The 13370-nt window shown below is 72.7% G+C and carries 8 protein-coding genes and 2 pseudogenes; 6 read left to right on the top strand and 4 right to left on the bottom strand.

What is annotated here, in order from left to right; translation table 11 throughout:
• Together Sru01_RS08860 and Sru01_RS08855 are read left to right on the top strand one after the other, a co-directional pair.
• Positions 1–533 (top strand): annotated as a pseudogene (locus Sru01_RS08860) (Crp/Fnr family transcriptional regulator); the annotation flags it as partial.
• Positions 534–694: 161 nt separating this feature from the next.
• On the top strand, positions 695–1717 hold the full coding sequence (locus Sru01_RS08855) for a family 2 encapsulin nanocompartment cargo protein polyprenyl transferase (protein WP_239137153.1): 1023 nt from the start codon (positions 695–697) through the stop codon (positions 1715–1717).
• Between the two features lie 20 nt (positions 1718–1737).
• Here Sru01_RS08855 and Sru01_RS08850 read toward each other — a convergent pair whose 3' ends face one another.
• Together Sru01_RS08850 and Sru01_RS08845 are read right to left on the bottom strand one after the other, a co-directional pair.
• On the bottom strand, positions 1738–3180 hold the full coding sequence (locus Sru01_RS08850; RefSeq protein ID WP_203983413.1) for an MFS transporter: 1443 nt from the start codon (positions 3178–3180) through the stop codon (positions 1738–1740).
• A 225-nt stretch (positions 3181–3405) separates the two neighbouring features.
• Positions 3406–5208 (bottom strand): glycoside hydrolase family 6 protein, encoded by a 1803-nt coding sequence (locus tag Sru01_RS08845; RefSeq protein ID WP_203983412.1) that lies wholly within the window; start codon positions 5206–5208, stop codon positions 3406–3408.
• A gap of 392 nt (positions 5209–5600) precedes the next feature.
• On the opposite strand from Sru01_RS08845, the gene Sru01_RS08840 reads away from it, so the two are divergent.
• A complete protein-coding gene (locus tag Sru01_RS08840; protein ID WP_203983411.1) occupies positions 5601–7832 on the top strand; it encodes a terpene synthase family protein in 2232 nt (743 codons plus the stop codon).
• 246 nt (positions 7833–8078) lie between these two features.
• Here Sru01_RS08840 and Sru01_RS08835 read toward each other — a convergent pair whose 3' ends face one another.
• On the bottom strand, positions 8079–8651 hold the full coding sequence (locus tag Sru01_RS08835; RefSeq protein ID WP_203983410.1) for an NUDIX hydrolase: 573 nt from the start codon (positions 8649–8651) through the stop codon (positions 8079–8081).
• 420 nt (positions 8652–9071) lie between these two features.
• On the opposite strand from Sru01_RS08835, the gene pflB reads away from it, so the two are divergent.
• Together pflB and pflA are read left to right on the top strand one after the other, a co-directional pair.
• Complete coding sequence (gene pflB / locus Sru01_RS08830) at positions 9072–11333, top strand: formate C-acetyltransferase (RefSeq protein ID WP_203983409.1); 2262 nt, start codon at positions 9072–9074, stop codon at positions 11331–11333.
• Positions 11330–12058, top strand: a complete 729-nt coding sequence (gene pflA / locus Sru01_RS08825) for a pyruvate formate-lyase-activating protein (RefSeq protein ID WP_203983408.1) — start codon at positions 11330–11332, stop codon at positions 12056–12058. The genes pflB and pflA overlap by 4 nt, the downstream gene beginning before the upstream one ends.
• 164 nt (positions 12059–12222) lie before the next feature.
• Here the strand turns inward: pflA and Sru01_RS08820 are convergent, their stop codons facing one another.
• Entirely contained in the window at positions 12223–12972 is a 750-nt protein-coding gene (locus tag Sru01_RS08820; protein WP_239137147.1) for a CDP-alcohol phosphatidyltransferase family protein, read from the bottom strand.
• Positions 12973–13079: 107 nt separating this feature from the next.
• Here Sru01_RS08820 and Sru01_RS08815 point away from each other — a divergent pair.
• Positions 13080–13370: pseudogene (locus Sru01_RS08815) on the top strand (dehydrogenase); the annotation flags it as partial.

Raw genomic sequence — 13370 nt, 5'->3', positions numbered from 1 at the left:
CCTTACGCGAACGCCAGGAACACGAACTCGTCAACAACCCCGACTTCGGCCTGCTCGCGGGCGCCGACCTGCGCCAGCGCATCCAGACCCGCACCGGCCCACCCACCCCCGACGACCTCGACGAGATCCTCTGCCGGCGGCGCAGCTCGCATTTCTTCCTGGCCCACCCGGCGGCGATCGCCGCGTTCGGCCGCGAATGCACCCGCCGGGGCGTCCATCCGCAACCGGTCGAGGTCGACGGCCGCCGGGTGACCGCCTGGCGGGGAGTGCCGCTGCTGCCCTGCGACAAAATCCCCATCAGCGACGCGCGCACCAGTTCCATCCTGGTGATGCGCACCGGCGAGGACGAGGAAGGGGTGATCGGCCTGCACCAGACCGGCCTGCCCGACGAGTACGAGCCGGGGCTGTCGGTCCGCTTCATGGGCATCGACGAGCAGGCGATCGCCTCCTACCTGGTCAGCGCCTACTACTCCGCCGCCGTGCTGGTGCCCGACGCCCTCGGCGTGCTGGAGAACGTCGAGATCGGCCACTGATCGTGCATCCGAGCCCGGTGCCAGGCCGAAATCAGTGCTGCCGGTCACGGGATCGGCGGCGGTGATTGTGATGAAGTCGAGGGAGAGGATCCCGGCGTGCCCGCACGCCCCGAAACCTCCCGTTCCGTGCCCAGAGAGGAGGCCCAGGTATGGCCAGGGTGATGACCACGAGCCGACCGGCGACGGAAGTGCTGGCCTGGAGTCGGGAGTTGACCGGCCCCGCCCTGCGGTCGGCCGTGGAGACCATGCCGGCGCCGGTACGGCGCATCGCCGGCTACCACTTCGGCTGGCTGGACGCAGGCGGCCTGGCCGCCGCCGGTGACGGCGGCAAGGCCCTGCGCCCGGCGCTCGTGCTGCTCGCCGCGGAGGCGGCCGGCGGATCGGCGACCGCCGCCGTGCCGGCCGCCGTCGCGGTCGAGCTGGTGCATAACTTCTCGCTGCTGCACGACGACGTGATGGACGGCGACGCCACCCGCCGGCACCGCCCGACCGCGTGGAGCGTCTTCGGTGTCGGGGCCGCCATCTTGACCGGGGACGCGCTGCTGGCACTGGCGTCGGAGGTGCTCGCCGCGGCTCCGGCCATCTACGCCGGTGACGGGGTGCGCATGCTCGCCGCCGCGGTGCTCGACCTGGTGGAGGGCCAGATGGCCGACACGGGTTTCGAGGGCCGCGACGATGTGACGCCGGTCGAGTGCGCACGCATGGCGGAGGCCAAGACGGGTGCGCTGCTCGGCACCGCCTGCGCACTCGGCGGCCTGGCCGGCGGCGCCGACCCCGAACGGGTGGAGGCGCTGCGCGGATTCGGCCGGTGCGCCGGCCTGGCGTTCCAGCTGGCCGACGACCTGCTCGGCATCTGGGGCGACCCCGCGGTCACCGGCAAGCCGGTGTACTCCGACCTGCGCAACCGGAAGAAGTCGCTGCCGGTGGTGGCGGCGCTCACCTCCGGCACGCCCGCCGCCGCCGAGCTCGCCGCGCTCTACCGGTCAGGCCAGGATCTCGGTCCCGCCGAACTGTCCCGGGCGGCCGCGCTGGTCGAGGCGGCCGGTGCGCGCGAGTGGGCCGACACCCGGGCGGGCGAGCTGCTCGCGGACGCGCTGGACCTGCTGTCCGCCGCGCGTCCCGAGCCGCGTCCCGCCGCCGAGCTGGGCACCCTCGCCCGCCTGCTGGTCCAGCGCGATCACTGAATCCGGGCCGGCCGGCGCGGTCACGGGCCGGCGGGCTGGGGAGCCGGGCCGGTGTCGAGGCGGCGGGCGGTGCGGGCGGCGGTGCCCTCGGCCCACCGGCCGGTGGTGACCAGGCCGGCCACCAGCACCACCACGCCGTACCCGGCGGTGATCCACCAGCCTGCCTGGCCCGCGCGTAGGAAGCCGTCCCGCATCGAACCGGCCAGCCCGGCGGCCAGCACCGATCCGGCGACGGCCACGCCGAGCGACTGGCCGACCTGGCGGCTGGTCGAGGCGACCGCGGCCGCCACACCGGCCTGGGTGATGGGCATTCCGGAGACGGCGGTGTTGGTGATCGGCGCGTTCACCATGGCGAACCCGAAGCCGAAGACCGCGTAGGCCACCAGCAGCCAGGCCAGCGGCGTGTCCGCCGCCAGGCGGGTGAGCATGAGCCCGCCCGCGGTGATGCCGAGCCCGGCGAGCACCAGCGACGGTCGCGGGCCGCGGTCGCCCACCAGCCGGCCGGACAGCGGCGCGAAGATCACGGCCATCGCCGCGATCGGCAGCGTGCACAGCCCGGCGTCGAACGGGGACAGCCCGCGGACGTCCTGCAGGTAGAGCGTGTTGAGGAACAGGAAACCGCCGAAGGCGCCGAACGCGCACACCGCGATGAGCGAGGCACCGGAGAACGGCGCGCTGCGGAAGAACCGCACGTCGATCAGCGGCTCCGGGCGGCGGAGTTCGTACCCGCACAGCGCCGCGAAGGCCGCCACCGCCGCCACCGCGGTGCCGATGATCAATGGTGACCGCCAGCCGAGCATCGGCAGCTCGATGATCGTGTAGGTCAGCGCGGCCAGCGCGACGATGACCAGCGCCTGGCCCAGCGGATCGGCCCGGCGCGGGCGCGGTGCCCGCGACTCGGGCACGAACCGGGCGGTCAGCACCACGGCCAGCACCGCCACCGGCACGTTGATCCAGAAGATGGCCCGCCAGCCGAACGGCTCCACCAGCGAGCCGCCGACGACCGGACCGAGCGCCATGCTGATCCCCACCACGCCGCCCCAGACACCGATGGCCCGGGCCCGCTCCCGCGGCTCGGTGAAGGTGTTGGTGATGATCGACATGGCCACCGGGTTCATCATCGAGCCGCCGACCGCCTGCAGCACCCGGAACACCACCAGCCAGCCGAGGCTCGGTGCCAGGCCGCACAGCAGCGAGCCGATCGCGAAGATCACCAACCCGGCCTGGAAGGTGCGGCGGCGGCCGATCCGGTCCGCGGTGGACCCCGACAGCAGCAGCAGGCTCGCCAGCGTCAGGGTGTAGGCGTCGACGGTCCACTGCATGCCGGAGACCGGGGCCGCGAGATCGCGCTCGATCGCCGGGAGCGCGACGTTGACGATCGTGTTGTCCAGTCCGACGATCAGTAGGCTCATGCAGCAGATGAACAGGACGAGTATCCGCCGCCGGCGGCCGGGCTCGGGCACGTCGCTCCTCGGGGGGTACTGGACGTACAGCGTACGTCTCGCACGCTACCCGAACCCCGAGGCGAGCCCGGATCAGGGGCGGCCGGCACCGGGACGACCTCCGGACATGGAGAAGCCGCGGTCCCGCTCCGGGGAACCCCTGGGCCGGAGCGGGACCGCGGCGTGGCCGCCGGTGGGCCCCGCCGCGACCGGATGCGGTCGCGGCGGGGCCCGTCGTGCGGGTGCTTACCGGACGGCCGGGTAAGCGTTGGCGAGCAGCTCGCGGAACTGCGCGGAGAACCACTGGCCCGCGATCGGGGCGTCGGGCAGCGCGCCGGTCGGGTTGTTGCCGTTGCGCTCGTTACCACCGTAGGTGGGGTCGCACATCCGGTCGAAGCCCTTGCCCTCGTCGTTCGGGATCTCCTTGCTGGCGCCGTCGGACTCGCCCGGCGGCTTGATCCACACGTAGGCGTCGATGCCCGCGGCGGGGCTGGCCTTCGGCCGCTCGCCGAGGCCGGCGCCGCTCTGGTTGCACCAGTTGCCGGCGTGGATCCGCCGGTCGACACGCGACTTGTTCACGAAGGCGTCGACGCTGCTGGTGTCGGTGCTCGGCCCGGCCGGCCGGGCGGAGCCGCCCCAGCCGTTACGCGAGGTGTCGATCAGCATGCCGATGTTGGAGTTGAAGCCCTCCGAGACCAGCCGCTGGCGGAACGCCTGGGCGTAGGACTGCTCGTCGACGTAGTAGTTCCAGTCGACCCACTTGGACTGCCGGACGCTGGTGCCGTTCACCGTGGAGTTGATGGTGAAGTGCGGCTCGATCAGCGCCGAGTAGTTGGCGGTGTTGGTGATGAAGCCGTCGACGCTGGCGAAGCCCGCGGTGGTGCCGCGCACGGTGCTGGCGAACAGCTGCGCGGAGGGACCGAAGTTAGAGTCCCAGCCGAGCCAGCCGTGGTGACCCGCGTCCACGTAGGTGTAGACGTTGCCGATCGCGTGCAGCTTGTTCAGCGCGTACTGGACACCCTCGACGTAGGCGCCGGAGGACTTGGCCTCGGCACAGGCCGCGAGGTTGGTGTTGGTGACCAGGTTCGGCAGCGAGTCGATCTCGACGACCGTCACGATCCGCAGCGCCCGGTACTTGGCGTCGCCGAGGATCGCGGCGATCGGGTCGATGTACTCGGTCTTGTAACGGGCCAGACCGTTCTCGGAGATCTTCAGCTCACCGTTGGAGGCGAGCGCCGAGCAGTCACGGTTCGGCAGGTTGTACACGACGAACTGGATCGTCAGCGGCGTGCTGCCGTTGGCGGCGTCCTGCTTGACGGCCTCGTCCAGGTGCGCCCGCACGCCGCGCGCGGTGCTGGTGCCGTTGATGGCGGCGATCCGGTCGATCCACACGCCGGTGGAGTTCTGCGCCACCGCGCTGCCGCCCGGCTCGGCGGCGGCCTTGGCGGACCAGTCCGGGTTCACATACCCCGTCGCGCCGGCGTAGGGGTTGTCCACGTGCGCGGGAGGCGGACCGGTCGGGGTGACCGTCGGGGTCGGCGTCACCGTGGGCGTCACGGACGGGGTCGGCGTCACCGTCGGCGTCACGGACGGGGTCGGCGTCACCGTCGGCGTCGGGTTCGGGCCCGGCTGGCCGTTACAGGTGACCCCGTTGATCGCGAAGCTGGTGGGGTTGTTGTTGGAGCCGCTGTAGCTGCCGTTGAACCCGATGGTCCAGGAGGCGCCCTTGGCCTGGGACCCGTTGTAGGACATGCTCCTGGCGGTCACGTTGGCGCCGGACTGGGACCACTCGGCGGTCCAGCCGCTGGTCACCCGCTGGCTGTTGGGGAAGGCGAAGGTGAGCGTCCAGTTCGACAGGGCGTCACCGAGGTTCTTGATGGTGACGTTGGCGCCGAAGCCGCCGCCACCGTCCCACGTCTTCGCGTACGTGACCTCACAGGCGACCGCGGCGTTCGCCGAGGTCGGGCTGGCGATCAGCGCACCGGCGGCCAGCAGCGAACCTGCCAGCACCGTCGCGGCTGTACGCCAGGAACTCTTTTGGGGTCCCATGGTGTGTTTTTCTCCCTAATGAAACTGACGGGTCCGCCGCCTTCTTGAGACGGCCAAGCAGCGCCCAGCGCGCATCCTGCTGTGGGAGCGCTCCCATCGTGTGGTTGTTTCGGGAGGATGTACAGCATATTGCGCGCAGCCCTTCAACAGCAGGGCCCGACAGCGGCCGGATCGCCGAAAAGCGCGCCGTCTGCCTGCGCAAATGCGAGGAGATCATCGATCAAGATCAACAATCGCCGATGAAACATTCATCCGGAAAGACGTCCGACCATTTATCGCCACCCCCACCCTGTGGATAACTTCCGTCCCGCCACCCGGGGTCCGGTACGCTGGGTCATGACTTGGTAACGCCGGGTCAACAGACCCGCCGGTCCCCCCGAAAGCAGGCGGTCATGCAGGCGTTCACGCTGCCCGAGTTCTACCTGCCGTATCCGGCTCGGCTGAACCCGCACCTGGAGCGGGCCCGCGCGCACAGCACCGACTGGGCCCGCCGGATGGGCATGCTCGACTCCGCCCGCCCTGGTGGGGGCCTGGTGTGGGACGAGGCGGCGCTGGCCGAGATGGATTACGCGCTCATGTGCGCCTACACCCATCCCGACTGCGACGGCCCCGCCCTGGATCTGGTCACCGACTGGTACGTGTGGGTGTTCTTCTTCGACGACCACTTCCTGGAGCACTTCAAGTACTCCCGCGATCTGGCGGGCGCCCGGGCGCACATCGACCGGCTGGAGTCGTTCATGACCGCCGACGGCGCGAGTCCACCTGAGCCGGCCAACGCCGTCGAGGCCGGCCTCGCCGACCTGTGGGCCCGCACCGTCCCGGCGATGTCGGCGGGCTGGCGGCGCCGGTTCGTCACCAGCACGCACAACCTGATGGTCGAGTCGATGTGGGAGCTCGACAACATCGACCAGGGCCGGGTCGCCAACCCCATCGAGTACGTGCAGATGCGGCGCCGGGTCGGCGGCGCCCCGTGGTCGGCCAACCTGGTGGAGTACGCCGTCGGCGCCGAGGTGCCGGACGCCCTGGCCGGCACCCGGCCGATCCAGGTGCTGACCGACACGTTCTCCGACGCGGTGCACCTGCGCAACGACCTGTTCTCCTACCAGCGCGAGGTGCGCGAGGAGGGGGAGAACTCCAACGGCGTGCTGGTCTTCGAGCGCTTCTTCGGCTGCTCGACCCAGGCGGCCGCCGAGCTGGTCAACGATTTGCTGACCTCCCGCCTGCAGCAGTTCGAGGACACCGCGCTCACCGAGGTGCCGGCCCTGCTCGCCGAGCACCGGGTGCCGCCGGCCGAGCAACTCGGCGTGGTGGCCTACGTCAAGGGCCTGCAGGACTGGCAGGCGGGCGGCCACGAGTGGCACGCCCGCTCCAGCCGGTACATGAACAACCGCACCGCCGGCGATACGCCGGCCGCCGGCCCGGGTGTGCCGGCCGGTCTCGGCACCGCCGCGCTGCGGGCGCCGTTCCCGTCCGCCGGGCCGGCGCCGCGGCTGCGGCTGCGGCAACGCAGCCATCTTCCCTACCAGCCGGTCGGGCATCTCCCGCCGCCGGGCCTGGTCATGCCCTACTCGTTCCGCACCAGCCCGTATCTCGACCAGGCCAGAGCGCACGCCATCGGCTGGGCGCGGCGGATGGGCATGTTCGACGCGGTGCCGGGCGTGGAGCTCGGCGGCGTGTGGGACGAGCGCCGCTTCCGCGGGTTCGACTTCGCGCACTGCGCCGCGATGATCCACGCGGACGCCACCGCCGAGCGGCTGGCGCTGTCCGCCGACTGGCTCGCCTGGGGCACCTACGGGGACGACTACTATCCCCTCGTCTTCGGAGCCCGGCGGGACCTCGCCGCGGCCAAGGCGTGCGACGAGCGGCTGCCCGCCTTCATGCCGCTGGATGCCGGGGTCACGCCCGAGCCGGCGAACGCGCTGGAGCGCGGCCTGGCCGACCTGTGGCGGCGCACCGCCGGGCCGATGAGCCCGGCCGCGCGCCGCCGGTTCCGCGGCGCGGTCACCGACATGACGTCCAGCTGGCTGTGGGAGCTCGCCGACCAGGCACAGCATCGGGTCCCCGACCCGATCGACTACGTCGAGATGCGTCGCCGGACGTTCGGTTCCGACCTGACGATGAGCCTGGCGCATCTGGCGCACGCCGACCTGGTGCCACCGGAGATCTTCCAGACCCGGGTGCTGCGCGAGCTGGACACCGCCGCACAGGACTACGCCTGCTTCACCAACGACCTGTTCTCCTATCAGAAGGAGATCGAGTTCGAGGGCGAGCTGCACAACATGGTGCTGGTCGTGCAGCGTTTCCTGGACGTCGACCGATGGCAGGCGCGCGACGTGGTCGCCGACCTGATGGCCGCCCGGATCGAGCAGTTCGGGCACATCCTGGCCAACGACCTGCCGGCCCTGTGCGACGGCCTCGACGAGCCGGTCCGGCGGGCCCTGTTCCAGCACGCCGACCGGCTGAAGGACTGGATGTCCGGCATCCTGGAGTGGCATCGGCGATGTGCCCGGTACACCGAGGCGGAGCTACGCCGGGTGTACACCCCGCGCCGGCTGGCCGACTTCCCGTTCCCGCCGGCCGGGCTCGGCACCTCGGCCGCCCGCCTCACCCCGGCCGAGCGCTGACGGCCCGGGGCCGGCGGTCAGTGCCGGTGATGGCCAGGGCGGTCCCGCAGGCCGGGGGGGCGAACACACACCCCCGGGTGACCGGATGCCGGCGAACACCGGACCGCCACCCCCACGGCGCGGCGGCCGCCCGGCCGAATGCGAGCCGCTCCCGGCCGACGTCACAGTGGCCTGCGGCAAGTGGCCGGCGGCAAGTGGCCGGCGGCAAGTGGCCGGCGGCAAGTGGCCGGCGGCAAGTGGCCGGCGTCACAGTGGCGGTTCGCGGTGATGCCACGGCAGCACGGCAGGGGCGGGCGGCGCGTCACCGGCCAGCAGGCGGCCGAGCAGACCGGCCAGCCCGAGCGGTATCACATGCTCGGCCGTGGTCCGCAGCTCGGCGGGCGTCCACCAGCGGTGCACCGACAGCAGGGGCGCCTCGTAGACCTCCATGCCGGAGGTGTCGACCGCGGTCTCGGCGACGCGCAGGAAGAAGTAGGAGTCCCGCGAGTAGTACAGCCGTCCCTTCCTGCTGACCCAGTGGCCGGCGCTGACCGCGACCACCGGCCCGAAGTCGGCCGGCGCCGCCCGGATGCCGGTCTCCTCGAGCAGCTCGCGCGCCGCGGCCGCGGGCAGATCCTCGCCCCGGTCGACACCGCCGCCGGGGGTGAACCACGCGGGGGTGCCGATCTTCATCATGTCGGGGCCGTGGAACAGCAGGATCCGGTCCCGGGCGTCGACCAGCAGGATGCGGGCGGTGGGCCGCAGCCGGGCGTCCGCTCTCGGTGCGGCGACCGGCACCTGGTCCCGTTCCGGCGTCTCTCCCATCAATGTGTCGGCCATGCCGCGAGAGTATGCCGCACCCGCGGATCGGACCACGGCTTCACCGGGCCGCGCCGCAGCGTGCCTGCCGCCGGAGACGGCGATCGCCAACCGGCGGGCGTGCCGCGGCCGACGGGCGGCCCGGTGCGCGTACCACGGCCGGCGGCCGGGCAGTCGTCTCCCGTCCCGACCGCCCGGCCGGTGGCCGTCCCGGCCCCAGGAGCCACCGGGCCGCGAGCACTCCTGCCGGCACGGTTGACGGTCATCGGCCCGGCCGCCGGACGGCCCGGATCGGTGGAGGCGTTGGTCCCGGCGATCGAGGACCGACGGTCGGCCCGCCGCGGCCGGCCCGGTGGGAGATTGGGTGCGGGATCGCCGGGACCGGCGGTTCCGGCCGGTCCGGGCGAGTCCCGGGCGAGGTCTCGGCCAGGGAGGTACGCGGTGGTCACGGCGGTAGTCAACGATCAGGGGACCGGGCTCGCGGCGTGGCGGGGCTTCCGTCCCGGCAGGTGGCGGACCCATGTCGACGTACGCGATTTCGTCCAGGGCAACCGCACCCCTTATTCGGGGGACGCGGGCTTCCTGGCCGGGCCGACCGAGCGCACCCGGACGGTGTGGGGAAAGGTGTCCGCGCTGTTCCCCGAGGAGCGCCGGCGCGGCGTGCTGGACGTGGACGCGGCCACGCCCTCCTCGATCACCTCGCACCGGCCCGGGTACATCGACCGGGACCGGGAGCTGATCGTGGGCCTGCAGACCGACGCCCCGCTGCGCCGCGCCATCATGCCGGCCGGCGGGCTGCGCATGGTGGAGGCGGGCCTGGCCGCCTACGGGTACGAGCTGGACCCGCGGGTGCGGGAGGTCTTCACCCGATACCGCAAGACGCACAATGAGGGCGTCTTCGACGCTTACACCCCGGAGATCCGGCGGGCCCGCCGGTCGGGGGTCATCACCGGGCTGCCGGACGCCTACGGGCGGGGACGGATCATCGGTGACTACCGGCGGGTCGCCCTCTACGGGGTGGACCGGCTGGTCGAGGCCAAGCGCGCCGAGCGCGCGGCGCTGGACGGCGCCTACGCCACCGAGGAGGTGATCCGGGACCGCGAGGAGCTCGCCGAGCAGCTCCGCGCGCTCGGCGAGCTGAAGGCGATGGCGGCGTCCTACGGGTACGACGTCTCCCGGCCGGCGGCCACCGCCCGGGAGGCGGCGCAGTGGCTGTACTTCGCCTACCTGGCCGCGATCAAGGAGCAGAACGGCGCGGCCATGTCGCTGGGGCGCACGTCCACCTTCCTCGACATCTACCTCCAGCGCGACCTCGACGAGGGGCAGATCACCGAGGAGGAGGCGCAGGAACTGGTGGACGACCTGGTGATCAAGTTGCGGATCGTGCGCTTCCTGCGCACTCCGGAGTACGACCGGCTGTTCTCCGGGGACCCGACCTGGGTGACCGAGTCGATCGGCGGCATGAGCTCCGACGGCCGGACCCTGGTCACCCGGACCAGCTACCGGTTCCTGCAGACGCTACGCAACCTCGGCCCGGCGCCGGAGCCGAACCTCACCGTGCTGTGGTCGCCGCGGCTGCCCGAGCCGTTCAAGCGGTTCTGCGCGGAGCTGTCCATCGAGACCAGCGCGATCCAGTACGAGAGCGACGAGCTGCTGCGCCCCCGGTTCGGCGACGACGCGGCCATCGCCTGCTGCGTGTCGGCGGCGCCGATGGGCCGGCAGATGCAGTTCTTCGGGGCCCGGGTGAACCTGGCGAAGACCCTGCTGTACGCGATCAACGGCGGGCGGGACGAGATGACCGGGGAGCAGGTGGGCCCGAAGCTGCCGCCGCCGGCCGGCGACTTCCTGGATTACGAGCAGGTCGCCGCGGCCTTCGACCGGATGATGGACTGGCTGGCCGAAACCTACGTGAACGCGCTGAACATCATCCACTACATGCACGACAAGTACGCCTACGAGCGGCTGGAGATGGCGCTGCACGACCATCCGGTGAAGCGCACGCTGGCCTGCGGCATCGCCGGCCTGTCGGTCGCCGCCGACAGCCTGGCCGCGATCCGGTACGCCAAGGTGCGGGTGATCCGCGACGCGACCGGGCTGGCGGTGGACTACGAGGTCGAGGGCGAGCACCCGGTCTACGGCAACAACGACGACCGCGCCGACGCCATCGCGGTGGACCTGGTCCGGTCGTTCATGGCGAAGATCCGCCGGTATCCGGCCTACCGGGACGCCGAGCACACCCAGTCGGTGCTCACCATCACCTCCAACGTCGTCTACGGCGCGCACACCGGCAACACCCCGGACGGCCGCCGGGCGGGGCGGCCGTTCGCGCCGGGGGCCAATCCGATGAACGGCCGGGACGCGCGCGGCATCGTGGCCTCGGCGCTGTCGGTGGCGAAGCTGCCCTATGACGACGCGCTGGACGGCATCTCGCTGACCAGCACCATCACCCCCGACGGGCTGGGCCGGACCGAGGCGGAGCGGGTGGCGAACCTGGTCGGGGTGCTGGACGGTTACTTCGACGCCCGCGGGTTCCACATGAACGTCAACGTGCTCTCCCGGGCCACGCTGCTGGACGCCATGGAGCACCCCGAGCGGTATCCGCAGCTCACCGTGCGCGTGTCGGGTTACGCGGTGAACTTCACCCGGCTCACCCGCGAGCAGCAGCAGGACGTGGTCGACCGCACCTTCCACGGTGCGCGGTGACCACCGGCGCCGTCTCCGGCTGGGACCTGTCGGTCGGGGTCGACGGGCCGGGCACCCGGCTGGTGGTGTTCACCGCCGGGTGCCCGCTGCGCTGCCTGTACTGCCACAACCCCGAGACGTGGCGGATGCGCGACGGGCAGCGGATGGCCGCCGGCGAGGTCATGGCGGAGATCGCCCGCTACCGCCGGTTCATCTCGGTGGCCGGCGGCGGGGTGACGGTCAGCGGCGGCGAGCCGCTGCTGCAGCCGGAGTTCACCGGCGAGCTGCTGCGCCGCTGCCATGATCTCGGCCTGCACACCGCGCTGGACACCTCCGGATATCTGGGCGACCGGGCCACCGACGCGATGCTGGCGGTCACCGACCTGGTGCTGCTGGACGTCAAGGCGTTCGCCCCGGTCACCTACCGGCGGCTGACCGGCGGGCCGCTCGCGCCGACGCTGCGCTTCGCCCGCCGGCTGGCCGTGCTCGGCCGGCCGGTGTGGCTGCGGTTCGTCCTGGTGCCCGGTCTCACCGACGACCCGGACGAGGTGGACGGGCTGGCGGGGTTCGTGGCCGGGCTGGGCAACGTGGAGCGGGTGGACGTGCTGCCCTTCCACCGGATGGCGGCGGCCAAGTACCACCGGCTCGGCCGGCCGTTCCCGCTGGCGGACACTCCGCCGCCCACCGGCGATCAGGTGGCTGAGGTCCTGGCGCGCTTCCGCGCGCACGGCCTCACCGCCGCGTAGCGGGGACCACCGGGGCAGGTCGAGCGGATCCAGGTGACCGCGGCCGCTGGAATCCGCGACGCCGCGACGATCCGGCCGGGCAACGGCGGCCTACGCCCGGGCGGCGTCCGGGTCCGGGGCGGCGCGGCGCCCGGTGACCCGGGTCGTGCGGCGCCCGGGCCGGCTCAGGTCAGCGCGGGGATCGGCGGGCGGGCGGGGGTGCGCCGGTGGCGCCACAGCCATCCGGTGTCCCGGCCGAACGACCAGGCGAGCAGTCCGAGGGCCAGGCCGGCCAGCCCGGCGGCGACCGGCGGGGCGGCCACCCCGGCCGCGACGACCACCAGGATGACACCCTGCGACGCGGCGACGGTCTTGCGGGCGAAGCTGGGCGGCAGCGGCGCGCGCAGCCACGGCGCCAGGCGTCCGGCGGCCACGAACGCGTACCGCATCAGTCCGATGGCCAGCACCCACGGCCCGGCCGAGCGGGCGACGAAGACGCTGAGCACCAGGATCAGGAAGGCGTCCACCTCCATGTCGAACCGGGCGCCGAGCGCCGACACCGTGCCGGTGCGCCGCGCGACGTGCCCGTCCACGCCGTCCAGGACCAGCGCCACGGCGGCGAGCGCGACAACGAACGCGGCCGGCGCGTGCGCGCCGAGCAGATCCATCGCCACCAGCGCGGTGACGCCGCCGACCAGTTCGGCCCGGGCGAGGGTGACCAGCCCGGCCGGGCCGAGCGACCGGGCCCGGGACCGGAGCAGGGCGCCGGTCAGGATGGCCGCGAGGATCACGGCGTAGGCGGTGCCGGCCAGCCAGCCGACCGGGCGTAGTCCGGCGCCGGAGCCGAGCGCGGCGAGCAGGAGCAGCTGCGCCGCCACTCCGGCCACCGGGCCGCGGGCCGAGATTCCTGTACCGTGCCAATCGAGCGTGGTCAACGCGCCTCCACCTGTGCGCTCTGGACGCCGGGCGTCCAATATCATCCAGCTGGCCCCCGCGACGTGCGGGAACCGGTCCACCGACTGCAGCTACGTGAGGGAGGCCGATGGAGTTCGATGCGAAGGCGTTCTGGCTGCGCGCGCCGGGTGCGGGAGAGATCCGCCCGGCCGCCGTGCGGCCGCCGGGCGCGGGCGAGGTGCTGGTCCGCACCCGCTATTCGGCGGTGAGCCGGGGCACCGAGACGCTCGTCTTCCAGGGCCGGGTGCCGCCGAGCCAGCACCAGGTCATGCGGGCCCCCTTCCAGGACGGCGACTTTCCCGGCCCGGTCAAGTACGGGTACCTCAACGTGGGCACCGTCGAGCAGGGGCCGCCGGGCTGGCCGGGGCGCACCGTCTTC

Origin of the sequence: Sphaerisporangium rufum (assembly GCF_016863395.1) — a bacterium.
Taxonomy (GTDB): Bacteria; Actinomycetota; Actinomycetes; order Streptosporangiales; family Streptosporangiaceae; genus Sphaerisporangium; species Sphaerisporangium rufum.
The sequence above is the reverse complement of the archived record's forward strand: the minus strand, read 5'-3'. Positions and strand labels throughout refer to the sequence as shown.